Origin of the sequence: Flavobacterium sp. RHBU_24, from assembly GCF_046613695.1 — a bacterium.
Classification (GTDB): Bacteria; Bacteroidota; Bacteroidia; order Flavobacteriales; family Flavobacteriaceae; genus Flavobacterium.
This window is the reverse complement of the sequence record NZ_JBKJHD010000017.1, coordinates 44,077-67,177: the sequence shown is the minus strand read 5'-3', so window position 1 is coordinate 67,177 and position 23,101 is coordinate 44,077. Positions and strand designations below refer to the sequence as shown.

Genomic DNA, 23,101 nt, shown 5'->3' with positions numbered 1-23,101 from the left:
TGTAAATACAACTAATAACTATATATGTCTACAATAACGACGAAACAAGACGACTTTTTCAAGGAAACGGTGCTGGGGCATCCCTCGGGGCTATTTGTAATGTTTTTTACCGAAATGTGGGAACGCTTTTCTTACTATGGTATGCGCGCTTTATTAGTGCTGTTTTTAACCTCGCCGCTTACAGGCTTTAATCCAGGTTGGGAGTGGACCACTGAAAGGGCGCTTGGCCTTTATGGCACTTATACCATGGGTGTTTATCTTACCCCGGTGATAGGTGGCGTAATTGCAGACAGGCTGCTGGGCTACCGTTGGGCGGTGTTGCTGGGAGCGCTTATTATGACACTGGGGCATGCCTCGATGGCTCTTGAAACCGAAACATTTTTATATATAGGCCTTGGCTGCCTTATGATAGGCAATGGTTTGTTTAAGCCGAACATGACCTCAATGATATCTAACCTTTATAAGGCACACCCTGAAAAGAAAGACGGCGCTTACTCGCTGTTTTACATGGGCGTAAATGCTGGTGCGTTCTTGGGGATATTGCTTTGCGGTTACATAGGAGAAAAAGTTTCGTTTAGCCTGGGCTTTGGCCTTGCCGGTATTTTTATGTTCCTGGGTATGTTGCAATTTTATTTTACACAAAAAATATTTGGTGATGTAGGCCTTTCTCCTGCTGAAACGAAGAGCCTTAACAAAGCGCCCGAGGTAGAGGAAAAAACACCTCAAAGAATACTTATTGACAGGCTTATAGTGGTATTCATCTTTTCAGTTTTCACGATATTTTTCTGGGCTGCATTTGAGCAGGCAGGTGGTTCGATGACAATTTTTGCAGATCGTTATACACAACGTGTGCTTACCGGCGATGCAGGTATGATATATAAGGTTGTAGACGCTATACTTACCATAGCACCTATTGCGATAATAACTTATGTGCTGATAAGCCTTTTTGGTAAAACATTTAAAAAATATTCGGTAGGTAATATAGTATTGGCACTTAGCTTTGTGGCTATATGGGCACTTGTAATATGGAGGGTACAAAGGGAGTTTTCTTCAGAAACTACCGAGGTAGCTGCTACTTGGTTTGGCATCCTTAACTCCTTGTTTATCATTGCGCTTGCACCATTATTTTCAAAATGGTGGGAGAGTAAATACAACCTGCCCGGTGCTATTAAATTCGGGCTTGGTCTGGTGCTTCTGGGGCTTGGCTTTGGCTTCCTGGCCTACGGTTCTATGCCTATAGTGCAGGGCGCTGCCGATGGCATCCGCGTGAGCATGGTATGGCTTATCCTTGCCTACTTGTTCCATACTATGGGCGAACTTTGTATATCACCAGTTGGTCTTTCTTATGTAAGTAAGCTGGTTCCGGCTGCCTGGATAGGGATGATGTTTGGCGTATACTACCTGTTTATAGCTATGGGTAACAAGCTTGCCGGTGCTATGGGTGGGATGATTGAACAGATTACAACACAATATTCGCTTACTACATTTTTCCTTATATTTACGGCAGTGCCTATAGGGCTTGGCTTGCTTATTTCTGTGTTGCACCCGGTTATCAAAAAACTAATGCACGGCGTAAAATAATTTCAGGCACCATTTTTGGTTAAACCTCATAAAAATAAATGTTTATGAAAAAAGCTGTATTACTACTTTTTCTTACCCTGGGGGCGCTTACCGTACGTGCTCAGGCTAACGCACAAGAGCTTGAGTGGCATACCGATGTCGCTAAGGCAGTAAGCCTTAGCGAAAAATCTAAAAAGCCTATACTGATGTTCTTTACCGGTTCTGACTGGTGCGGCTGGTGCATGAAACTGCAAAAAGAGGTGCTTAAAACCCCTGAGTTTACTAAATGGGCTAAAGACAATGTAATTTTAGTAGAGCTTGATTTTCCACGCCGCACAGCACAAAGCGATGCCCTTAAACAGCAAAACGCGCAGCTAAACCAGTTTTTCCAGGTTAGGGGCTACCCTACGGTTTGGTTTGCAAACGGCACTAAAACCGCCGATGGCAAAATAAGTTTTGAAGCCCTGGGCAGCACAGGTTATGTAGCCGGAGGCCCTTCGGCATGGCTTGATGGCGCTAATAAGATTATCAAGAAAAGTTGATTTTTAGTGGATTTTTGGATGCGGTAATTTGGTAGTTCATGTATTTTTTAATGTGTTGTAACGTTATGTTTTATAAACACAGCGTTGCCTAAGTGTTAAAAATGCTCCGGCGAATAAAATACATATACTATCTGATGAAAAATAAGCGCCTACCCTATTTACAGCACATCGCCGGGTTTTTAAAACGCTTTTTGCAAAGCACATTATCCCGGATAAAATCAAATAAAACAAAAACCGGCATAACGGCATTGCTGCTTATTGCCTATTATTTCTGTTTGCCGCGCACCCTGTTTACCGAGAGCTATAGCACAGTAATAGAAAGCACTGAAGGCAACCTGCTGGGTGCACGCATCGCCCGCGACGGACAGTGGCGCTTTCCGGCGCAGGACAGCGTGCCGTATAAATTCCGCCAATGCATTGTAAATTTTGAAGACAGGCACTTTTACCACCACTGGGGCTTTAACCCCGTTGCCATTGTAAACGCCATAAAGCAAAACCACGACGCGGGGCGTGTGGTACGTGGGGGCAGCACGCTTACGCAGCAGGTTATACGCCTGAGCCGTAACGGGAAAAAGCGCAACTACTTTGAAAAATTTATCGAATTAATACAGGCCACCCGGCTTGAATTTCGCAGCAGTAAAGCTGAGATATTGGGGCTCTATACCGCGCATGCCCCTTATGGCGGTAACGTAGTAGGTTTAGAGATGGCTTCCTGGCGGTATTTTGGGGTACAGCCGCACCAGTTGTCATGGGCAGAGAGCGCGACCCTTGCAGTATTGCCTAACGCGCCCAGCCTCATTTTTCCAGGCAAGAACCAGGAGCTGCTGCGTGCCAAACGCGACCGCCTGCTGAAGAAACTTTATCAGGAAGAAGTTATAGACAAAACCACCTACGAACTTTCGCTTCAGGAAGACTTACCCCAAAAACCGTATGACCTGCCCCAGGCCGCGCCCCATTTATTACAGCGCATAGCCAAAAAGCAGGAAGGCCACCGCATAAAAACCACTGTTCAGGGCACCCTGCAAAACCGCGTGAACCAAATAGCCGCCCGCTACTATCAGGAGTACCGGCAAAACGAGGTGCATAACCTGGCGATACTGGTTATTGATGTAAAAACCCGCAATGTGCTGGCCTACGTGGGTAATTCGCCTACCGATAAAAACCATCAGAAGGATGTGGATATAATACCCGCAGCGCGCAGTACCGGTAGTATTTTAAAGCCGTTGCTATTTGCCTCGATGCTTGATGATGGCCAGCTGCTGCCGAACACCCTCGTAGGCGACGTACCCACGCAGATAGCGGGCTACAGCCCAAAAAACTACGACCTTACGTATGACGGTGCGGTACCTGCCCAGAAAGCCTTGTCGCGCTCGCTGAACATACCCGCGGTACTAATGCTTAAAGATTATGGCATATATAAGTTTTATGAGCAGCTGCAGCACTTTAAGCTGAGTAACATCAACAAGTACCCTAACCATTACGGGCTGTCGCTTATTTTGGGCGGAGCCGAAAGTAACCTTTGGGATTTGTGCCGTACCTATGCCGGGCTTACGGGTTCGCTGAATTATTTTACGGCTAACCAGGCCAAATACCGCACGGAGGAGTTTGCCGAACTGAACTGGGACAGCAATATAAGGCGGCAATTTGGTAAAGAAACCTTTAATAAACCGCAAACCGGAGCCGGGGCAATATGGTGCACCTATAACGCCATGAAAGAAGTAAATCGCCCTGAAGGTGACGAGGCCTGGAAATTCTACGACTCATCGGTAGAAATAGCCTGGAAAACGGGTACCAGCTTTGGCAGCCGCGACGCTTGGGCCATAGGCACGAGTTCGCGTTACGTAGTTGGGGTGTGGGTGGGCAATGCTTCCGGCGAGGGCAGGCCTACGCTTACCGGCGTGGGTAGTGCGGCACCCATTTTGTTTGATGTTTTTGGGCTGTTGCCAAGGCAAAAATGGTTTGCCCCGCCGTATAACGATTTACAACAGTCGGATGTTTGCGCGCTAAGCGGGCATTTGGCGGGTGAACATTGCCCGGTGTCTAAACAATGGATTCCGCTGGCCGGTGCCAAGACTAAGCCGTGCCCCTACCATAAGCTCATTCACCTTGATGCCACGGCGCAGTACCGTGTAAACAGCAGTTGTGCCGATGTAGATGCCATGGTAACCCAAAGCTGGTTTGTGCTGCCCCCGGTTATGGAGTGGTACTACAAAAACCTGCATATGGATTACCGCCCGCTGCCGCCTTTCCTGCCCGGATGCGAGGGCACAGGAGGTGCTTATATGGATTTTATTTACCCTAAAGAAAACGGTACCATATACCTTACCCGCGATTTTAATGGCCAAGTACAGCCCTTTGTGTTACGTGCCGCGCATACCGATGCCAATGCAAAGTTGTTCTGGTATTTGGGCAATAAGTATTTGGGCGAAACCAAAACCTTCCATGAAATGACTATTAAGGCGGTTACCGGAACGTATTGGGTTACCGTAACGGATGAAAGCGGCAATGAGATTAAGAGGCATATAAGGATAGAGGCACCGGAGTAAAGCATATTTACAGCATAATAGACACTCCGCCCTGCGGGCACCCCTCCGAAGGAGGGGAATCAGGATATGTGCTACGTGTGGAATGAGTGAGTATTCTTCTCCTTCGGAGGGATAGCTGAAAGCCGGGGCGGGTTTATATAAGTGAGATTTCTCCTTCGTCGAAATGGACGAACGCTTCTGTATGACTACAGTGAACCCCGCTGTATCAAACTACTCGCATTTTCAATATTTTCCTTTTTTTGCAGCACTATCATTTCGGCGAGCAGGCGGCCCATGGCATTAAAGTCGGTAGATATGGTTGTGATGCCGTTGCCTACTACTTTTTTTAGCGGAATGTCGTTATAGGATATGATGCCCACATCCTTGCCTATTTTAAGGTGCTGTACACGCGACTGCTCTATCACGTTTACCAGGTGACGGTCATTGGGAATAACATATACCTCTCCGGGGGTGATGCTGTTGTTCTCAAAATCGGGTATTATCTCGTAAGTAAACTTATAATCCCTGCAAAAACGGACAAAGCCCTCCTGCATGCCGGGCGGCTGTTTAAATACCGGGAATATAAGAATCAGCTTATTATATTGTCTTAATTTGGGTTCGGCTTTTTCAAGCGCCTTGTACATGTCGTTTACAAAATTCTGGTGTACCGAAGGGTATTCGTTTAGCGCTTCACTGGTTTGATCCAGTATGTATACATCGTTTTTCGGCAGGGTTTTAATGATATCGGCTACACCTCTAAGCGTCGTGGGCATTATTACATACTTGCTGTAATCGCCGTTATTTTCTGTTACCAGTTTTTTAAAAACTTCAAGGTTAAAGTAGTGGAAAAAAATATCAATTTGCGCACTGCTGCCCATCGTTTCCTTAAACGAGTTATAGAGGTCTTCTTTAAAAGAATTAAACTCATCAAACAACAAAAAAATACGTTGCTCCAATATAAGCTCCTCACTTTTAATATAATAACCCTTTCCCAGGCGCGCGTAAATAATGCCACGTTTTTTCAGGTCCTCATACGCCAGCAGCACAGTATCTCGGGACAACGAAAATTCCAATGCTACTTTATTAATACTGGGTAATTTATCTCCCCGTTTTAGCCTTTTTTCGCTAATGGCGTTCTCTATGCTAAGCACTATTTGCTTGTATTTCGGCAGGCTTTTTAATGTGTCAATATGAATCAATTTCATTACTATAACGTTTTAAACTGGTGGCTAATATATAGAAACTGGTAGGTACTGGTATGGTAGAACTCGATTTATTTTTACATTTGCTATTATATTGTTATTAATGAGGTGCTAAAATACCTTATTCATATTTACAGAGTGATTCGTTAAGGAATTAGTTATTTTCAACCCATTGAATTCCGCAACCATATAAACGATTGAAAACTAATGAAGATAAAAATCTATATAACAATGTTTTGCCTTGCCCTGGCTTTTACCGGCTGCGGCAGCGACGACGGTAGCGGAAATAGTCCCCAGCCGGCGATGGACGAATTTATACGCGGTGTAGACATGTCGTTTTTGCCTGAGGCAGAACAGGAAGGCACGGCATATAAAAATGGCAATGCCACACAGGATGCACTGCTAACACTAAAGAACGCGGGCGTAAATACCATTCGCATCCGGATATGGAAAAACCCGGCCAATGCACATTCGGGTTTCCAGGAGGTAAAGGTACTGGCGCAGCGCGTGCACAGCATGGGCATGAAGGTCTGGCTTACGGTACACTACTCTGACACCTGGGCCGACCCATCGGCCCAGCAGAAGCCACAGGCATGGGTGGGATTTAACCTTGCCCAGCTTAGGGATGCAGCCGTGACGTATACAAACGAAATTTTATTGGGTATACAACCGGACATCATACAAATAGGCAACGAAACTAACGATGGCTTTATGTACCCGGAAGGGAATCTTTCGTCTAACGAAAGCCAGTACCTGCAATTGGTAAACGCTATAAGCGCCACTATACGCGCAAATGCGCCGGATACTAAAATTATGTTGCACCATGCCGGTACCCAGGGTGCGGAATGGTTTTTTGATAAAACAGCTAACGTTGATTATGATTATATAGGCCTCTCCTACTATCCTATATGGCATGGGAAGGATCTTACAGCGCTGCAAAACAGCATTAGTACGCTGGGCGAGGCACATAATAAAAAAGTAATTATTGCTGAAACTTCTTACCCTTTTACACTGGAGTGGAATGACTGGACGAATAACGTGGTAGGCCTTGAAAGCCAGCTAATACCCGCATATCCGGCAACTGCCGCAGGGCAAAAAGACTTTTTGCTGGCCGTGCGCAATGTAGTAGAGAACAGCACTGTGGGTGCGGGTTTTTGTTACTGGGGTGCAGAGTGGGTATCTTTTAAAGGCCAACAGGCGACTGATGGCTCAACATGGGAAAACCAGGCGCTTTGGGATTTTAATGTTAAGGCGCTGCCCGCGCTCGATGCTTTTAATGAATAAAACGGGGAAATATCCCGTTAAGATATCTGCGTTACGCCTGGCGTAATGTATGTTTAGATTTGGGTGATTGGAAATGCAGTTGCCCGGCAAGAGTGGTTATATCCTGATTACGCATAGTGGGTAATGGGTTAAGTTTGGGTTACAATATCCTCTCACACTACGTAAACACAATGGAAATAGCACACATAAATCAGCCGGGCAAGCCGCTTTCCTAAAATTCAGGTTCAATAGTTATTTAACAACCGTAAAGCCACGGCTGCCGGACGGCTAATATATAGAAAATATTTTACCAAACAATAACCGTTATAGCCGAAGCCTTCTTAAGGTAAGGGCAATTATTTTTATCAATAAGTAATGAAGAAAAAGTTAGTAAAGCACGTTACTGCCTCTTTTAAAGAACAGTTTAATGCAGCACCGGAATACATTTTCCTTTCACCAGGCCGTATAAACATTATCGGCGAACACGTAGATTATAACGACGGCTTTGTACTGCCGGCCGCCATAAACAAATATGTTTGCTTTGCCGTTTCAAAAAACAGTGACGGAAAGGTTAACCTGTTTGCTAAAGACCTTAACGAAAGCTACAGCTTTGATATGGACAACAACCTTAAGCCGGCCGACCAGATGTGGGCCAACTTCTTTCTTGGCGTGGCACACGAAATAAAACAAAGGGGCCTGGCGTCAAAGGGCGTTAACATTGCCTTTAGCAGTACTATACCCATGGGTGCCGGCCTTTCGTCATCGGCGGCGGTAGAGTGCGGTTTTGCCTATGCGCTTAATTCCATATATAATCTTGGCCTTAGCAAAGAAGATATCGCGCTTATAGGACAGAAATCAGAGCATACCTTTGTAGGTGTTAACTGTGGAATCATGGACCAGTTTGCCAGCGTATTCGGTAAAAAGAGCAAGGTAATAAAGCTGGACTGCAATACCTTGGAATACGAATACCACAAAGCCGATTTTAAGGAATATATGCTGGTGTTGCTTGATAGTAAGGTAAAGCACACCCACCTTACCTCCGGTTATAACGACCGCCGTAACGAGGTGGAGAAAGGCATTGCAATATTAAAACAACACTACCCGGGCGTAAAAACCTTCCGCGACCTTAACGAAGACAAGGTGCATACGGTAAAAGACCAGTTGGGCGATGTTATTTACCGCCGTTGCCTTTTTGTGGTACGAGAAATACAGCGTGTACTGGATGCCGTTGCAGCTCTTGAGAAACAGGATTTTGCAGGGCTTGGCCAACTGATGTATGCCACACACAATGGCCTGAGCAAAAACTACGAGGTAAGCTGCGAGGAAATCGATTTTTTAGTTGATGCAGTTCGAGCAGATGAAACCGTGCTTGGCGCACGCATGATGGGAGGCGGATTTGGCGGGTGTTCTATCAACCTTGTTAAAAAGGATGCTGCCGATGCACTTATAGCACGCGTAGCTAAAGAATATAAAGAAAAATTTAATATTAAGCTTGAGGCTTATAAAGTAAAAGTAGCTAAGGGTACAAGCCTTTATACATCATAATATGCAGCAGGCATTTGACAATAACGAACATCCGCACCGCAGGTTTAACCCGCTAATGGGCGAATGGGTACTGGTATCGCCCCACAGGGCAAAACGCCCGTGGCAGGGACAAAAGGAAAGTGCGGGTAGCGAAGGCCGCCCCGCCTATGACCCTGCTTGCTACCTGTGCGCAGGCAACCTAAGGAGCGACGGCACGCGTAACGATACGTATAAAGACGTATATGTTTTTGATAACGATTTTCCATCATTGCTTAAGGACGAAATTGTAGCGCCTGAAAATACAAACGAACTGTTTCAACTTAAGCCGGAGCGAGGTATTAACCGTGTTATCTGTTTTTCGCCAAGGCACGACCTTACGCTTCCTGAAATGGAAACTAAAGACATCCTTAAAGTAATTGAGGTTTGGAAAGAACAGTATAAAGACCTGGGCAGCTACGACTTTATAAACCACGTGCAGATATTTGAAAATAAAGGCGCCGTTATGGGCTGTAGTAACCCACACCCCCACGGGCAGATATGGAGTCAGTCGTCTTTACCTACAAACATTGAGAAGACAGAGGATAACTTAAAGAAATACTATGAAGCAAACGGGCGCAGCCTGCTGGCCGACTACCTTGCTGAGGAACTGGGCCGCAAAGAACGCATCGTTTATGAAAACGGGCACTTTGTTGTAGTGGTACCGTTTTGGGCAATATGGCCGTTTGAAACTATGATTATTAGCAAAAGGCATTTTGGCAACGTTACCGAGCTGACTCCTGAAGAAAGCCAGTCCTTCGCCGAAGCTATTAAGATACTTACCATAAAATACGACAACCTGTTTGAAACCTCGTTCCCCTACTCTTCTGGTATACACCAAACGCCGACAGATGGCCTGGCCCACCCGGAATGGCACTTCCACATGCATTTCTACCCACCGTTGCTTCGCTCTGCTACGGTTAAGAAGTTCATGGTTGGCTACGAGCTTATGGCCGAAGCCCAAAGGGATATATCGCCCGAAAAAAGCGCTGCCATGCTTAGGGAACTTCCGGAGGTGCATTACAAGCAAAAGTAGTTTCGCGTTGACCGATATATAAAAGTTACGAAAATACCCGGTAATATTGCAACATAAAAAAGGCTTCTGTACTATTTCGCAGAAGCCTTTTTAGTATGCGATGCATTTTACTAGTGCGTCTTAATTTTGTCAAATGTATGCTCCAGCAGGGCCTTCATTTTAGTTACCGCACCTAAAACTGATTTTTCAACAGTATCAGCATGGTTAGTAACTGCAAGAGGCTTTATGCCGGTAATGTGTGCTTCAATTGTGCAACGCTTATCATCCGTGCCTTTTTTGTCGCTGCTGTTTTCATCCGCCAGGTATACTTCAAGGTTGGTAATGCGTTCTTCAAAGCGTTTCAGTTTTTCCTGGATAACGTTATCAAAATAATTCTCCATCCTGTTACTCCCCTCAATATGATTGTCTGTATTTACACGAATTTGCATAATTGCTTATTTTAATGATTATACCCAAAGTTACCTTTTATCTTTTCGGTAAGCATGCATATTAGCATAAGATTAATATTTTCAGTAAATAAAATTACTAAGCAAATAATTTGGTTATTAATACCGATTGGTATAATTTTACATATCGAAACTGACGATATGACAAAGGCAGAAAAAACACGGCAATTTATAATAGAGAAAGCCGCCCCCGTTTTTAATAAAAACGGCTATGCAGGTACCTCTATAGCCCACCTTACCGAGGCAACCGGGCTTACTAAAGGAAGTATTTACGGTAACTTTGAAAATAAGGACGCTGTAGCCGTGGCGGCTTTTGAATATAACCACGCTAAAATTTCGGGGCTGGTTGCGGCAAAAGTTGCCGAAAGTAAATCGGCTGTTGACAAACTGAAAGCGTATACGATAGCCTTTTCTGAATTGTACAAAAACCCAACGCTGCAATATGGTTGCCCCATACTTAATACCGCCACCGAAGCAGATGATACGCATCCGCAGCTCAGGGCTAAAGTAGTTAAAGCTATTGATAACTGGTATGGCAGCATTGAGGCAATAATTAAGGAAGGCCAACAAGATAAAGAAATTAGAAAGAAAATTAATTCACGTGAATTTGCAGGGGCATTTATCGCGGTTATAGAAGGAGGTGTCATGCTCTGGAAGGTTACGGGAAAAAGTGATGGGCTTCAGGCGGCTTTAAAACATGCCCGGGTAATGATAGCCGAAATAAAACGTTGATATTTAAACATAATACCGAAAGGTATTTTTTAATAAAAAATAATATACCAATTGGTATTTAAACAAATATGGATACAAAAGAAGCCGCCTTTTTAAGGCAATTTATAGGCAAGGAAGTGCAGGGTTCACCCTCGCCTTTTCTTAACTGGCTCAGGCCTGTACTGTTAAAAGTGGAAGAGGGAAGCCTGGCATTTCAATATACGGTAAGAGCAGAGATGACTAACCCGTTTGGTACATTGCACGGTGGTATAACCGCGGCAATAATAGACGATGCTATAGGCGCCACGCTAATTGCGTATGGCGGGCCGGATTTTCATGTTACTATAAACCTGGTGGTGGATTACTTTGCTGCGGCGCGCGAGGGCGACGTAGTTATTGCCGAAACACAGGTAATTAAAAAAGGCAGCCAAATTGTAAACGCACAAAGCGAACTGTGGAATGAAGCCCGCACTAAACTACTGGCAAAGGGATATACAAACCTTATAAAAACAAAAACACGATGAAAAGGGTAGCAGTAACAGGTATGGGTGCCATAACCCCCCTGGGTAATACCGTTAAAGATTTTTGGAACAGTATACTCGCCGGAAAAAGCGGTGCCGGGTACATAACAAAGTTTGACGCCTCAAAATTTAAAACACAGTTTGCCTGTGAGGTAAAAGGCTTTAACGGCGAAGATTTTATAGATAAGAAAGAGATACGTAAATACGACCTTTTTACGCAATATGCCATAGTAGCCGCAGATGAAGCCATTCGCCAGGCAGGGCTTGATTTTGCAGCCATGCCGCAAACGGAGCGGTATGACGTGGGTGTTATCTGGGCCAGCGGCAATGGCGGTATCGGCACGTTTGAAGAGCAGCTGCGCGAATTTCATTCCGGCGATGGCACACCCAGGTTTAACCCGTTCTTTATCCCGAAAATGATTATAGATATTGCCGCCGGTGTACTATCCATACGATATGGTCTGCACGGGCCTAACTATGCTACAGTATCTGCCTGTGCATCGTCTAATACTGCAATTATTGCCGCCGCCGATACCATTCGCCTGGGCAAGGCCACCATAATGATAGCCGGTGGTAGCGAGGCGGCGCTTACACCATCTTCAATAGGTGGGTTTAACGCGGCTCAAGCCTTAAGCAAAAATAACGCCGACCCTTATGGAGCATCGCGGCCATTTGATAAAAACCGCGACGGCTTTGTAGCAGGCGAAGGTGCAGGCGCTTTGATATTAGAGGAATGGGAGCACGCTATAGCACGCGGCGCTACCATATATGCTGAAATTGCCGGTGGCGGTATGGCTGCTGACGCCTACCACCTTACAGGCACCCCACCGGACGGGCTTGGTGCTATGTTAGGCATGCGCCGTGCGTTAAAAGAAGCAGGTGTAACGCCTAAATCTGTGGGTTATGTAAATGCACATGCCACTTCTACAGGTCTGGGCGATATAAGCGAAGCGGTAGGTATAGCTACTGTATTCGGCCAAATCCCTATAGCGGTTACGGCTACTAAAAGCATGACCGGGCACCTGCTGGGCGCCGCGGGTGCGGTAGAGAGCATCATCAGCATCATGTCGTTAAACGATGGGGTTATCCCTCCGACAATAAATACTGTAACCATTGATGAAAATGTTCCGCCTGGTATAGAGATTATTTTAGGCAAACCCAAAAAGGCAGCACTCAACTATGTGCTTAACAATACTTTTGGCTTTGGCGGGCATACCGCCAGTACCCTATTTAAAAAGGCTTAAGGTATTGTTATTAATAAAAAAAGGGAAAACGTTTTTAGTTTTCCCTTTTTTAGCCCCCAAAAATACCGTAAAATTTACTTTTACTAATGCTATTTTGGGTAAAGATATAGGTTATTATAACAGACCACAACTTTATTAGACCAACGGCATATATTAACGATAAAATACATTAATTATCGTTAAACTACAACGGTTTCGCTAATCTGCTTTAAATTAATATGCCCTTGCGTCATTACCCTCATAAAAATTGATGAACGCACGGTTTACCACCCGGTTACCACCCGGCGTAGGATAGTCGCCTGTAAAATACCAGTCACCCAGGTTTTTAGGGCAGGCTAAGTGCAGGTTATTCACCGTCTGGAATATAATTTTCACCTCAGCTTTCACCCCTTTGGTAGTAAGCATCTGTGCAATCTTATCAGATATTTCCTGATCGGTAAACGGGGCATAAAACTCCGTAACATGGTTTACCACGTCGGCATCTTCCAGGTTTTCCTGGACCTTACATTTGGCATAAACGTCATCTACAATGTGCTGTAGCCCGCGCTCTTTAAGCAGCTCCAGCGCTGCCTGAAACGCAATAAGCCCTTCAAGCCTGGCCATGTCTATACCATAACAATCAGGATAGCGTATTTGCGGCGCGCTCGATACCACCACAATACGCTTAGGGTTAAGCCGATCCATCATTTTAATGATGCTCTTTTTCAGTGTCGTACCACGTACTATAGAGTCGTCTATAATAACAAGGTTATCCTCGGGCTTTACCACGCCATAGGTAACATCATATACGTGCGCTACAAGTTCGTCGCGGCTGCTGTCTTCCGTAATAAAGGTGCGCAGCTTGGCATCTTTAATGGCAATTTTCTCGGTGCGTATTTTTACAGAAAGCAATTCTTTAAGCGTATCTTCGGTAAGTTCACTACGCCTTCTTAATATCTCGTTATTCTTGCGGTCGTTAAGGAAATCCTGCGCGGCCTCAACCATGCCATAAAATGATGTTTCGGCGGTATTGGGTATATAAGAGAACACGGTATTATCGGTATCATCTTCGATTGCTTTAAGCACATCAGGCAGCACGAGGCGGCCAAGCTGTTTACGCTCGGTATATATTTCGGCATCACTACCACGTGAAAAGTAGATACGCTCAAACGAACATGCTTTTTTAGGGAGTGCGGGTATGATTTCTTTAACCGATATGGTGCCGTTCTTTTTTATAATGATGGCATGGCCGGGCTCCAACTCCTGCACATCGTCATATGCTACGTTAAACACGGTTTGTATTACCGGCCTTTCGCTGGCTACTATGGCTATTTCGTCGTCCTGGTAGTAGTATGCCGGGCGTATACCCGCCGGGTCGCGGAACACAAACGAGTCGCCGTGGCCAAACATACCGGCCATGGCATAGCCGCCGTCCCACTGCTTAGAGGCACGCCTTAAAATGCGGGCTATATTTAATCTTTCAGATATCACTGCCGAGGCTTCCTGCTTGGTATAGCCTTCGTTCTTGCAATCCTGGTACAGGTCGCTTACCTCGTCATCCAGGAAGTGGCCTATCTTTTCCATTACCGTTACCGTATCGGCAAGTTCTTTAGGGTGCTGCCCCAGCTCTACAAGGCTGTTAAAGAGCTGCTGCACATTAGTAAGGTTAAAGTTACCTGCTACTATAAGGTTACGGTGCATCCAGTTGTTCTGGCGCAAAAACGGGTGAACGCTCTCAATACTGTTTTTACCAAAGGTACCGTAGCGCACGTGGCCCAAATACACCTCGCCTATGTAGGGAATCATTTCTTTCTGCAGGGCTACGTTATCGGCATATTCGGGGTGGTTGGTAAGTTCCTCGTTAATGCGGTCGTTTATCTGGGCAAAAACGTCCTGTATGGGCTGCTGCTGGTTGCTGCGCACGCGGCTTATGTAGCGCTGCCCGGGCTTTACATCCATTTTAATGCTGGCAAAACCAGCCCCGTCCTGGCCCCGGTTGTGCTGCTTTTCCATCATCAGGTACATTTTTTGTATGCCGTAAAAAGCAGTACCGTATTTCTCCTTATAATATTCTAAAGGTTTAAGGAGCCTTAAAAGTGCAATACCGCATTCATGTTTGATAGCATCGCTCATAGTGTAGTTGTGTGTTGTAGTTGTATTAAAAAAAGCCCCGTAATGAGGCCTTAGTGTTTTTATTATTCTGCCAGCGAAATATCAAACTGGGTAAGCGATTTAAACTGTTGCAGGCGGTCTAGCATTTCTGCTTTGCCAAGCCCCACCATGCGTTCTGTGCCAAACTTCTCTACACAAAACGAAGCCAGGTTAGAACCATAGATAATCGCGTTCTTCATATTAGCGAATGATATGTTTTCGCTTTGCGCCAGATAGCCGCTAAAGCCCCCTGCAAATGTGTCTCCGGCGCCGGTAGGGTCAAACACTTCTTCAAGCGGAAGCGCAGGCGCGTAAAATACCTTTTTATCATGAAACAGCAGTGCGCCGTGTTCGCCTTTCTTTATCACAACATATTCCGGACCCATAGCATGAATTTTAGCAGCAGCCTTAACCAGGCTGTATTCGCCGGTAAGCTGGCGTGCCTCCTCGTCGTTAACGGTAATAACGTCAACACGTTTTATAACTTCGGTAAGTTCGGGCAGGGCACAGTCCATCCAAAAGTTCATCGTGTCAAGCACTACGAGCTTCGGGGTAGCGGTAAGCTGGTCTAATACGCTTATTTGTACCAGCGGGTGCAGGTTGCCCAGCATTACCACATCGGCATCTTTAAAGTTTTCGGGTACTTTTGGCTGAAAGTCGGCCAGCGTGTTCAGCTGTGTATCCAGCGTGTCGCGGCTGTTAAGGTCGTTATGGTAGCGGCCGCTCCAAAAGAATGTTTTGCCGCCGGGCACTATTTCGATGGCCGAAATATCAATACCGCGGTCAGTCAAAAGGTCAAGATATTCCTGCGGGAAATCATCACCTACAACCGATACTATGGCGCTTTGCGTTTTAAAGAAAGAAGCAGACAAGCCTATGTAAGTGGCGGCCCCGCCCAGTATTTTGTCGGTTTTGCCGAAAGGTGTTTCTATAGCGTCAAAGGCTACGGTACCCACAATGAGTAGTTTGTTCATCTTAATGTCCCAATTTTTGAGGACGCAAAGATAATGCATAAGTGTGACAGAAGCAATATGGTTAGTATCAATTTAAGTTATGGTATTATAGCTTTCGCGAATCAATTTTTTGATGACAATGCTAAATATTTTAACATTTTTATTAGTTTTACACTTCAACCAATATTATTTTTCATGAATAAATTTATTACCGGTAAAGACTTAGAAGAGGCAGTTTACGATATAATCTGGGATGCTAAGCAAATACTAATGATAGTTTCACCTTATGTTAAACTTGATGAGTATTTCAAAAAAATCTTCAATAACCATAAAAACAATCCAAAAGTTCATTTATTATTAGTGTTTGGTAAAAATGAGACAGCGGTTAGCAGGAGCTTAAGCAAAGATGATTTTGACTTTTTTAAACAGTTTCCTTTTGTCAGTATTATTTATGTTCCTAATCTCCATGCCAAATATTACGGTAATGAGCGGAAAGGAATTGTGACTTCAATTAACCTTTATGACTATTCGTTTAAAAATAATATTGAGTTTGGTATTTACACGGAGCAAAATGTTCTAAATACACTTACTGACCAATTTACAGGTAATCCTGATAAAGAGGCATGGAGTAAGTGCATAGACATTGCGGAGGAAAATGACGCGATTTTCATTAAAAGGCCTGTTTATGAAAAAACTTTTATGGGCCTAAGCAAAAATTATATCACATCTGAAATACTGTTAGATTATACAGATCATTTCTATGCCAAGAGTACTTCAAATTATAAAAAAAGAAGATTGACGGAATTTGATGATGAACTTGAATTAGGCGCAGCGCATGGTGCTCGCCCCATAAGATATGAAATCGAAATAAAAAAGCGGGAAGTAAAGCAAAATCATTACGAATCTCCAAAAGCATCTTACAACAAAGAAAGGCAAAATGAACCGCAGTATGGCTACTGTATTCGCACAGGTGAGCAAATTCCGTTTAATCCAGCCAGGCCTTTTACTTACGGGGCATGGCAAACGTGGAATCAATTTAAAGATGAAGTATATCCCGAAAAATACTGCCACCGTACAGGAAAGCCATCATACGGCAAAACTTCTATGAGAAACCCCATCTTATTTCACAGTTAAGCAATAAAACAATTTATTTTTCGTTAAAAATAAATATTAACAATGTGTAAAGAAAAAATTAATGTATTATTGTGAGGGTTAAGTTACATTACGCAGTAACTTTAGCCGTAAGACCTAACTATTAAAAACTTATTATCATGTCACTAAATCAAAATGAGGGGTTTACGCCGTCTGACGATTTGCCTGTTGGGATGGCTACAAGGATACTTGCTGTAAGCATAGGTTCTGTTGTAGGCGTTGGACTGTTGGTGCTGGCTATTTTTAGCCTGTAGTTCGCAATCGATTTCGGTTCAGATCATAGAAAAACCCGGATGCATGGCGCGTCCGGGTTTTTCTATTCTGTAAAATTCCAAAAATCAAATCTGAATAATAAATTCCCCCTGAGCGTTACATACGCTGATAAATCTGACCCGAGGGCAACGCATCTACAATCTGAAATCTTAAATGAATCACTCTCCCTGCTGCTCGTAGAACGCATCAATATTAAGCTGGGGCAGAGCAGATGCCATAACGGCGAGCTGATCGCAGCGCTCATTTTGTGGGTGGCTGTTATGGCCTTTAATCCATTTAAAGTCTACTTTGTGCTGGCGGTATATTTTCAGGAAACGTTTCCATAAGTCGGGGTTCTTTTTGCCGGCGTAACCTTTCTTCTCCCAGCCAAAAACCCAGCCTTTGCTGATGCTGTCTACCACATACTTACTATCTGATACTACCAGAACCGACGTGCCCGGTGTTTTAAGCTTTTCCAGCCCTACAATCACGGCCAGTAGTTCCATACGGTTGTTTGTGGTGTGCCTGAAGCCTTCATAAAACTCCTTGCGGTAGCCGGTGCCCACCTGCTCTAATATTACGCCATAGCCGCCCGGCCCGGGGTTTCCCTTGGCAGCGCCATCGGTATATATGTGTACAGTATGCATTTTTAATTGTAGATTTTAGATTGAGCTTCGCCCATCGGGCGGAACAACGGCATTTTCAAATTTTCAAATTAATAGAGGAATTAATCAATTTTTCCGTTAATCAATTCCTCAATAACCTTCGGAAAATGTTCATGTTCCAGTTCCAGCACCTTAAGGGCTACTTCATCGGGGCTCAGGCATTCTTCAATGCTAACCGCTTTCTGGAAAATTACGTTGCCCTCATCATAATTATCGTTTACATAATGTATGGTAATGCCGCTCTCTTTGTCGCCGTTTTCATGCACGGCGCGGTGCACATGGGCGCCATACATGCCTTTTCCGCCATACTTGGGCAACAGGGCAGGGTGAATATTGATTACTTTATGTGGATATGCCGCTATAATATCGCCCGGAAATTTTTGCAGGAACCCCGCCAGCACTATAAGATGAGGGTTAAACGCCTGCAGGTGGCGCAGTACAAAACCGCTGTTAAGCTGTTCTTTTGTAAACACAAGCGTGGGCACATTATGGGCTTCGGCCTTTGCCAAAACACCCGCTTTTTCGTTATTACTAAGCACTAATACAACTTTAGCAGTACTTGAATGTAAGAAATAACTTATTATTTTTTCAGCATTACTGCCGCTTCCGGAGGCAAAGATTACAATATTTTTCATGGTACAAACCCTTTTCAGGATGCAAAAAAAAGAATAATATCCCGCAAATTAACTAAGGTACAACATTTTTCTAAAATTAATTTTTTACCTTAGTGCTCACATTTTTTAGGGAATGTGCGGTTTTAAAATAAAGTTTTTTATTTTTGCCGTTCAATTTAAATTCTAAAATTAAAGATTATGTCAGACATTGCATCAAGAGTAAAAGCGATTATCGTAGACAAACTGGGCGTAGACGAGAATGAAGTAGTATCAGAAGCAAGCTTCACTAACGATCTGGGCGCCGATTCACTAGATACTGTTGAGCTTATTATGGAGTTTGAAAAAGAATTTGATATTCAGATTCCGGACGATCAGGCTGAGAACATCTCTACTGTTGGTCAGGCTATTTCTTATATAGAAGAAGCAAAAAAGTAATAAATACCTAACATCCGTGCGGCCTTAAAATTGCATGGATGTTATTGTTTATTAATACATTGCAATGCCATTTTTATAACATAACGGAGTTAATGCTGCGCTGTGCGCGGCAGTTTTATATAATTTATGAACAGTACCCATGTTTTCTTACCACTCAGTTGAAAGAGCACATGGGTATTGTTTTACAATAATAAACCAAAAAGTAACTGTATGACATTAAGGAGAGTTGTGGTAACCGGTTTAGGAGCCCTTACACCCATAGGCAACACAGTAGAGCAATACTGGAACAGCCTGATAAACGGGGTAAGCGGCGCGGCGCCCATTACATACTTTGACGCCACCAACTTTAAAACCAAATTTGCCTGCGAGCTAAAAAACTTTAATGTAGAAGAGTTTATAGACCGCAAGGAAGCCCGCCGTATGGACCGCTACGCACAGTATGCCATGGTGGCCAGCGAAGAGGCTGTAAATGATGCCGGTTTTAATTTTGAAGCCCTTGACCATGACAGGGTAGGTGTTATATGGGGTTCCGGCATAGGCGGCCTTGAAACTTTTCAGGAAGAGGTTATAAACTGGGCAAATGGTAACGGTGTGCCTAAGTTCAACCCGTTCTTTATACCAAAAATGATTGCCGATATTGCCGGTGGGCATATCTCTATGAAATATGGTTTCAGGGGGCCTAATTTTACTACAGTTAGTGCCTGTGCATCGTCTACAAACGCCCTTATAGATGCCTTTAATTACATACGCCTGGGCTATGCAGATGTAATGGTAAGCGGTGGCAGCGAGGCGGCAGTAACCATAGCAGGCATGGGCGGGTTTAATGCCATGCATGCACTTAGCACCCGTAATGACGACCCCCAAACAGCCAGCAGGCCTATGGATAAGGACCGTGAAGGCTTTGTACTGGGCGAAGGCGCCGGAGCACTGATACTGGAAGAATATGAGCATGCTAAGGCACGCGGTGCCAGGATATACTGCGAGATAGGTGGCGGTGGCATGAGTGCCGACGCACACCATATTACCGCACCGCACCCCGAGGGGCTTGGTGCGCGTAATGTAATGAGGGCATGCCTTAAAGATGCGGGCTTAAAACCTGAAGATGTAGATGGCGTAAACATGCACGGCACCAGCACACCACTGGGAGACATTGCCGAAAGCAAAGCGATACTGGAGGTTTTTGGTGAGCATGCCTACAACCTTAACCTTAACTCTACAAAAAGTATGACAGGCCACCTTTTAGGCGCGGCCGGGGCTATAGAAACCATTGCGTCAATACTATCTATTGTGCATGGTATTGTACCGCCTACCATCAACCACTTTACCGATGATGAAAACATAGACCCTAAGCTTAACTTTACTTTTAATACTGCCCAAAAGCGCGATATGAAAGTAGTAATGAGTAACACGTTTGGTTTTGGCGGGCACAACGCATGTGTATTGGTTAAAAAGCTTGAAGAATAATTTTGCCCATGGCATTCTTTAAAAAAATATTTACTAAGTCCCGCCAGGTTCCTAAGGAAGGCGGGATTTTTTTTTCTGAAATGAAAACTATCCTGGGTTTTGACCCCATTAACCAGGAGCATTACCGAAGGGCTTTTACACACCGCAGCAGCAATAAGCTCGATATAAATGGCAGCCCTATTAGCTATGAGCGGCTTGAGTTTCTGGGTGATGCCATGCTGGGGGCTGTTATTGCAGCACACCTGTTTAACGAGGTACCCGGCGGCGATGAGGGCTACCTTACTAAGATGCGCTCAAAAATTGTGAGCCGTGAACACCTTAATGAACTGGGCCGCGACCTCAACCTTATAAAATGGGTAGAGAGCAAAGTTGCAGCACAGCATTTCGGTGAAAACATACACGGTAACCTTTTTGAGGCCTTTGTGGGTGCCATATACCTTGACGGCGGCTTTGCAGCCTGCGAAAAATTTATCCACGAAAAAGTAATTTTGCCCTATGTAGATATCCCAAAGCTGGAAGGCAAGGTAATAAGTTACAAGAGCCTTGTTATAGAATGGTGCCAAAAGCAGAAAAAACCATTTTATTATGAAATTTATGAAGACAACGGTATTGAGGGACAAAAACATTTTGGTGTAAAGCTTAAAATAGATGGTAAAATAGTGGCAAGGGCGCGTGCAACATCAAAAAAGAAGGCGGAAGAAAAAGCATCTCAGCGGGCTTTTTTTGCATTTCAGGAAAAAATTAACAAAAAATAAATGAAGTTGGCAGTTTGCTCAAACGTTTTCGTGAATAAAATAGCATAAACTTAATTTTAAGATTATTTTATATAATTTATAAGTATTATATTTACCGCTTAATGTAATACAATGGCTGTTCACAAGTTAATAATAGATGATTTTGATAGCGCCGATTATACGCTAATCGCTATCCATTCGTCATTAGAAGACTACAGGCTTGCGTATTTTGTTAACCGGGAACTTGATATAAGGCTAGAGAAATGTTATAAGGATATAGGTGTTAAAAAGCAAGATGAACTTGTTTACTTTTCACGCTATAACTTTGAAGACCCCTACCAGGATGCCGCCTGGAACCTTATCCAGAACAAAAACAACATCAGAGCTTCACAAACGGCTACGGGTACATTTTTTTCCAATCCGGATTTTGCTGTAAGTACAAGTATATTTTTTATTCCTGAGCTCAAAACAGCCGATTATGTACTTAAAGTAGACAACAGTGAAATTAAAGATACGGCTATAGTGCAGGGCCTGCTTGCCGTAAAATACATAGCTACCGCCTATAAAGTAGACCACTATAAACTAAAATCGAAGAACAACTTAATTTTTTAAGAGAATGCCGACAAACAAAAAAACAAAAATTGTAGCCACGTTAGGCCCTGCCTGCAGCACAAGGGAAGTCATAAAAGATATGATTGATGCTGGTGTAAACGTGTTCAGGATAAACTTTTCGCATGCTGACTATGCCGACGTTCAGGAGCGTATTGATATTATCCGTGGCCTTAACGCTGAATTTGGGTACAATACATCAATACTTGCCGACCTTCAGGGGCCTAAACTAAGGGTAGGCGTAATGAATGAAGAGGTGGTGGTAAACCCTGGTGATTTAATTACATTCCAGACCTCAGAAAACATTCCAGGTACTGCCGAAAGGGTGTATATGAATTATAAAGAATTTCCACGGGATGTAAACCCTGGAGAACGCATATTGCTTGATGACGGTAAACTTATGTTCCAGGTTGTTTCTACCAATAAAGTTGATGAGGTTGTTACTGTAGTGGTACAGGGTGGCCCGCTTAAGTCTAAAAAAGGGGTAAACCTGCCTAATACTAAAGTATCGCTACCAGCACTTACCGAGAAAGACATAAAAGACGCCATCTTTGCTATTAAAGCTGAGGTCGACTGGTTAGCGCTTTCTTTTGTACGCACGCCGCGCGACATTGAAGACCTCCAGGAGCTGATCGCTGAGCATTCTGCCTATAAAATTCCAATTATTGCAAAAATAGAAAAACCGGAAGGCGTAGAAAACATCGATAAGATTGTAGCTTATTGCGACGGCCTTATGGTGGCGCGTGGCGACCTGGGTGTAGAGATGCCTGCACATGAGGTGCCCCTTATCCAGAAAAAGCTAATCCAGAAAGCTAAGGCCGCACGCATACCTATAATTGTGGCTACCCAAATGATGGAAACTATGATAAGCAGCCTTACGCCTACACGTGCTGAGGTAAATGACGTGGCTAACTCTGTAATGGATGGTGCCGACGCTGTGATGCTTTCCGGGGAAACATCGGTAGGAAGCTACCCGGTACAGGTTATTGAAAAAATGACACAGATTATAGAAGCTGTAGAAGATTCTCCGCTTATTAACGTGCCTCAAAATGTGCCGACTGTTCGCACAAGGCGTTATATCACTAAATCGATATGTTACCACGCTGCGCAAATGGCAGGTACCGTAGGCGCTAAAGCCATCTGTACCATGACAAACAGCGGATATACTGCATTCCAGATATCTGCCTGGAGGCCAAACGCACACATACTTGTGTTTACCGATAACAAAAAGATACTTACACAAATGAGCCTGCTTTGGGGCGTTAGTTCATTCTTTTATGACAAATCGCTTAGTACTGATGAAACCATAGAAGAGGTAAATGCTGTAGTAACTGAAAAAGGCTTTGCATCTAAAGGCGATATAATCATTAACCTTGCTGCGATGCCTGTGGCAGAGCGCGGTATGGTTAATACCTTAAGGGTATCTGAAGTAGAGTAGTTTTCTGCTGCCGGATAAAAAATACACAATACCGGATAAAATAAG

22 protein-coding genes are annotated in these 23,101 nt (G+C 44.1%); 16 read left to right on the top strand and 6 right to left on the bottom strand.

Annotated elements, in window-relative coordinates; genetic code table 11:
• Positions 1-24 precede the first annotated feature (24 nt).
• The 3 genes from ACLI09_RS14830 to pbpC all read left to right on the top strand — a co-directional run bounded on the left by ACLI09_RS14830 (position 25) and on the right by pbpC (position 4,648).
• The gene (locus tag ACLI09_RS14830) at positions 25-1,581 is read left to right on the top strand and encodes a peptide MFS transporter (protein WP_411420419.1); all 1,557 of its coding nucleotides are present in this window, start codon (positions 25-27) and stop codon (positions 1,579-1,581) included.
• Between the two features lie 44 nt (positions 1,582-1,625).
• Positions 1,626-2,102 carry a thioredoxin family protein gene (locus ACLI09_RS14825; protein WP_411420418.1) on the top strand — a complete coding sequence of 159 codons (477 nt, stop codon included), beginning with the start codon at positions 1,626-1,628 and terminating at the stop codon, positions 2,100-2,102.
• A 134-nt stretch (positions 2,103-2,236) separates the two neighbouring features.
• A complete protein-coding gene (gene pbpC / locus ACLI09_RS14820; RefSeq protein ID WP_411420417.1) occupies positions 2,237-4,648 on the top strand; it encodes a penicillin-binding protein 1C in 2,412 nt (803 codons plus the stop codon).
• Positions 4,649-4,833: 185 nt separating this feature from the next.
• Here the strand turns inward: pbpC and ACLI09_RS14815 are convergent, their stop codons facing one another.
• Positions 4,834-5,832, bottom strand: a complete 999-nt coding sequence (locus ACLI09_RS14815) for a GntR family transcriptional regulator (RefSeq protein ID WP_411420416.1) — start codon at positions 5,830-5,832, stop codon at positions 4,834-4,836.
• Between the two features lie 204 nt (positions 5,833-6,036).
• On the opposite strand from ACLI09_RS14815, the gene ACLI09_RS14810 reads away from it, so the two are divergent.
• The 3 genes from ACLI09_RS14810 (at position 6,037) to ACLI09_RS14800 (ending at position 9,688) form a co-directional block, all read left to right on the top strand.
• A complete protein-coding gene (locus ACLI09_RS14810) occupies positions 6,037-7,113 on the top strand; it encodes an arabinogalactan endo-beta-1,4-galactanase (RefSeq protein WP_411420415.1) in 1,077 nt (358 codons plus the stop codon).
• Positions 7,114-7,467: 354 nt separating this feature from the next.
• Positions 7,468-8,637, top strand: a complete 1,170-nt coding sequence (gene galK, locus ACLI09_RS14805) for a galactokinase (RefSeq protein WP_411420414.1) — start codon at positions 7,468-7,470, stop codon at positions 8,635-8,637.
• Position 8,638: 1 nt separating this feature from the next.
• The gene (locus tag ACLI09_RS14800) at positions 8,639-9,688 is read left to right on the top strand and encodes a UDP-glucose--hexose-1-phosphate uridylyltransferase (RefSeq protein WP_411420413.1); all 1,050 of its coding nucleotides are present in this window, start codon (positions 8,639-8,641) and stop codon (positions 9,686-9,688) included.
• A gap of 110 nt (positions 9,689-9,798) precedes the next feature.
• On the opposite strand, the gene ACLI09_RS14795 is transcribed toward ACLI09_RS14800, so the two are convergent.
• The gene (locus ACLI09_RS14795; protein WP_411420412.1) at positions 9,799-10,116 is read right to left on the bottom strand and encodes an HPF/RaiA family ribosome-associated protein; all 318 of its coding nucleotides are present in this window, start codon (positions 10,114-10,116) and stop codon (positions 9,799-9,801) included.
• 159 nt (positions 10,117-10,275) lie between these two features.
• Here ACLI09_RS14795 and ACLI09_RS14790 point away from each other — a divergent pair, with 159 nt between their 5' ends.
• The 3 genes from ACLI09_RS14790 (at position 10,276) to fabF (ACLI09_RS14780) (ending at position 12,610) form a co-directional block, all read left to right on the top strand.
• A complete protein-coding gene (locus ACLI09_RS14790; RefSeq protein WP_411420411.1) occupies positions 10,276-10,866 on the top strand; it encodes a TetR/AcrR family transcriptional regulator in 591 nt (196 codons plus the stop codon).
• Positions 10,867-10,934: 68 nt separating this feature from the next.
• Entirely contained in the window at positions 10,935-11,369 is a 435-nt protein-coding gene (locus ACLI09_RS14785; RefSeq protein WP_411420410.1) for a PaaI family thioesterase, read from the top strand.
• Positions 11,366-12,610 carry a beta-ketoacyl-ACP synthase II gene (gene fabF, locus ACLI09_RS14780; protein WP_411420409.1) on the top strand — a complete coding sequence of 415 codons (1,245 nt, stop codon included), beginning with the start codon at positions 11,366-11,368 and terminating at the stop codon, positions 12,608-12,610. Before ACLI09_RS14785 ends, fabF (ACLI09_RS14780) begins: the two co-directional genes overlap by 4 nt.
• Before the next feature lie 213 nt (positions 12,611-12,823).
• Here fabF (ACLI09_RS14780) and ACLI09_RS14775 read toward each other — a convergent pair whose 3' ends face one another.
• Entirely contained in the window at positions 12,824-14,722 is a 1,899-nt protein-coding gene (locus ACLI09_RS14775) for an amidophosphoribosyltransferase (RefSeq protein WP_411420408.1), read from the bottom strand.
• Between the two features lie 62 nt (positions 14,723-14,784).
• Positions 14,785-15,714 carry a PfkB family carbohydrate kinase gene (locus ACLI09_RS14770; protein ID WP_411420407.1) on the bottom strand — a complete coding sequence of 310 codons (930 nt, stop codon included), beginning with the start codon at positions 15,712-15,714 and terminating at the stop codon, positions 14,785-14,787.
• A gap of 174 nt (positions 15,715-15,888) precedes the next feature.
• Between ACLI09_RS14770 and ACLI09_RS14765 the strand changes: the two genes are divergently transcribed.
• Together ACLI09_RS14765 and ACLI09_RS14760 are read left to right on the top strand one after the other, a co-directional pair.
• Positions 15,889-16,827, top strand: a complete 939-nt coding sequence (locus ACLI09_RS14765; RefSeq protein ID WP_411420406.1) for a phospholipase D family protein — start codon at positions 15,889-15,891, stop codon at positions 16,825-16,827.
• A 137-nt stretch (positions 16,828-16,964) separates the two neighbouring features.
• Positions 16,965-17,099, top strand: coding sequence for a hypothetical protein (locus ACLI09_RS14760; protein WP_411420405.1), 135 nt, complete (start codon positions 16,965-16,967; stop codon positions 17,097-17,099).
• 177 nt (positions 17,100-17,276) lie between these two features.
• Here ACLI09_RS14760 and rnhA read toward each other — a convergent pair whose 3' ends face one another.
• Together rnhA and ACLI09_RS14750 are read right to left on the bottom strand one after the other, a co-directional pair.
• The gene (gene rnhA / locus ACLI09_RS14755) at positions 17,277-17,744 is read right to left on the bottom strand and encodes a ribonuclease HI (protein WP_411420404.1); all 468 of its coding nucleotides are present in this window, start codon (positions 17,742-17,744) and stop codon (positions 17,277-17,279) included.
• An 80-nt stretch (positions 17,745-17,824) separates the two neighbouring features.
• Positions 17,825-18,397 carry a phosphoribosylglycinamide formyltransferase gene (locus ACLI09_RS14750; RefSeq protein ID WP_411420403.1) on the bottom strand — a complete coding sequence of 191 codons (573 nt, stop codon included), beginning with the start codon at positions 18,395-18,397 and terminating at the stop codon, positions 17,825-17,827.
• A 177-nt stretch (positions 18,398-18,574) separates the two neighbouring features.
• Here ACLI09_RS14750 and ACLI09_RS14745 point away from each other — a divergent pair, with 177 nt between their 5' ends.
• The 5 genes from ACLI09_RS14745 (at position 18,575) to pyk (ending at position 23,056) form a co-directional block, all read left to right on the top strand.
• Positions 18,575-18,811 (top strand): acyl carrier protein, encoded by a 237-nt coding sequence (locus ACLI09_RS14745; protein ID WP_026980165.1) that lies wholly within the window; start codon positions 18,575-18,577, stop codon positions 18,809-18,811.
• 210 nt (positions 18,812-19,021) lie between these two features.
• Positions 19,022-20,275 carry a beta-ketoacyl-ACP synthase II gene (gene fabF, locus ACLI09_RS14740; RefSeq protein WP_411420402.1) on the top strand — a complete coding sequence of 418 codons (1,254 nt, stop codon included), beginning with the start codon at positions 19,022-19,024 and terminating at the stop codon, positions 20,273-20,275.
• Positions 20,276-20,283: 8 nt separating this feature from the next.
• Positions 20,284-21,030 (top strand): ribonuclease III, encoded by a 747-nt coding sequence (rnc, locus tag ACLI09_RS14735; protein WP_411420401.1) that lies wholly within the window; start codon positions 20,284-20,286, stop codon positions 21,028-21,030.
• A gap of 111 nt (positions 21,031-21,141) precedes the next feature.
• Positions 21,142-21,621: an IPExxxVDY family protein gene (locus ACLI09_RS14730; protein WP_411420400.1), complete on the top strand. Its 480-nt coding sequence runs from the start codon at positions 21,142-21,144 to the stop codon at positions 21,619-21,621.
• Between the two features lie 4 nt (positions 21,622-21,625).
• A complete protein-coding gene (gene pyk, locus ACLI09_RS14725; RefSeq protein ID WP_411420399.1) occupies positions 21,626-23,056 on the top strand; it encodes a pyruvate kinase in 1,431 nt (476 codons plus the stop codon).
• Positions 23,057-23,101: the final 45 nt, after the last annotated feature.

What these genes read in the sequence shown, in the direction of transcription:
- ACLI09_RS14830 (WP_411420419.1), top strand. Translation starts at nt 25, where the DNA reads ATGTCTACAATAACGACGAAACAAGACGACTTTTTCAAGGAAACGGTG.
- ACLI09_RS14825 (WP_411420418.1), top strand. Translation starts at nt 1,626, where the DNA reads ATGAAAAAAGCTGTATTACTACTTTTTCTTACCCTGGGGGCGCTTACC.
- pbpC (WP_411420417.1), top strand. Translation starts at nt 2,237, where the DNA reads ATGAAAAATAAGCGCCTACCCTATTTACAGCACATCGCCGGGTTTTTA.
- ACLI09_RS14815 (WP_411420416.1), bottom strand. Translation starts at nt 5,832, where the DNA reads ATGAAATTGATTCATATTGACACATTAAAAAGCCTGCCGAAATACAAG.
- ACLI09_RS14810 (WP_411420415.1), top strand. Translation starts at nt 6,037, where the DNA reads ATGAAGATAAAAATCTATATAACAATGTTTTGCCTTGCCCTGGCTTTT.
- galK (WP_411420414.1), top strand. Translation starts at nt 7,468, where the DNA reads ATGAAGAAAAAGTTAGTAAAGCACGTTACTGCCTCTTTTAAAGAACAG.
- ACLI09_RS14800 (WP_411420413.1), top strand. Translation starts at nt 8,639, where the DNA reads ATGCAGCAGGCATTTGACAATAACGAACATCCGCACCGCAGGTTTAAC.
- ACLI09_RS14795 (WP_411420412.1), bottom strand. Translation starts at nt 10,116, where the DNA reads ATGCAAATTCGTGTAAATACAGACAATCATATTGAGGGGAGTAACAGG.
- ACLI09_RS14790 (WP_411420411.1), top strand. Translation starts at nt 10,276, where the DNA reads ATGACAAAGGCAGAAAAAACACGGCAATTTATAATAGAGAAAGCCGCC.
- ACLI09_RS14785 (WP_411420410.1), top strand. Translation starts at nt 10,935, where the DNA reads ATGGATACAAAAGAAGCCGCCTTTTTAAGGCAATTTATAGGCAAGGAA.
- fabF (WP_411420409.1), top strand. Translation starts at nt 11,366, where the DNA reads ATGAAAAGGGTAGCAGTAACAGGTATGGGTGCCATAACCCCCCTGGGT.
- ACLI09_RS14775 (WP_411420408.1), bottom strand. Translation starts at nt 14,722, where the DNA reads ATGAGCGATGCTATCAAACATGAATGCGGTATTGCACTTTTAAGGCTC.
- ACLI09_RS14770 (WP_411420407.1), bottom strand. Translation starts at nt 15,714, where the DNA reads ATGAACAAACTACTCATTGTGGGTACCGTAGCCTTTGACGCTATAGAA.
- ACLI09_RS14765 (WP_411420406.1), top strand. Translation starts at nt 15,889, where the DNA reads ATGAATAAATTTATTACCGGTAAAGACTTAGAAGAGGCAGTTTACGAT.
- ACLI09_RS14760 (WP_411420405.1), top strand. Translation starts at nt 16,965, where the DNA reads ATGTCACTAAATCAAAATGAGGGGTTTACGCCGTCTGACGATTTGCCT.
- rnhA (WP_411420404.1), bottom strand. Translation starts at nt 17,744, where the DNA reads ATGCATACTGTACACATATATACCGATGGCGCTGCCAAGGGAAACCCC.
- ACLI09_RS14750 (WP_411420403.1), bottom strand. Translation starts at nt 18,397, where the DNA reads ATGAAAAATATTGTAATCTTTGCCTCCGGAAGCGGCAGTAATGCTGAA.
- ACLI09_RS14745 (WP_026980165.1), top strand. Translation starts at nt 18,575, where the DNA reads ATGTCAGACATTGCATCAAGAGTAAAAGCGATTATCGTAGACAAACTG.
- fabF (WP_411420402.1), top strand. Translation starts at nt 19,022, where the DNA reads ATGACATTAAGGAGAGTTGTGGTAACCGGTTTAGGAGCCCTTACACCC.
- rnc (WP_411420401.1), top strand. Translation starts at nt 20,284, where the DNA reads ATGGCATTCTTTAAAAAAATATTTACTAAGTCCCGCCAGGTTCCTAAG.
- ACLI09_RS14730 (WP_411420400.1), top strand. Translation starts at nt 21,142, where the DNA reads ATGGCTGTTCACAAGTTAATAATAGATGATTTTGATAGCGCCGATTAT.
- pyk (WP_411420399.1), top strand. Translation starts at nt 21,626, where the DNA reads ATGCCGACAAACAAAAAAACAAAAATTGTAGCCACGTTAGGCCCTGCC.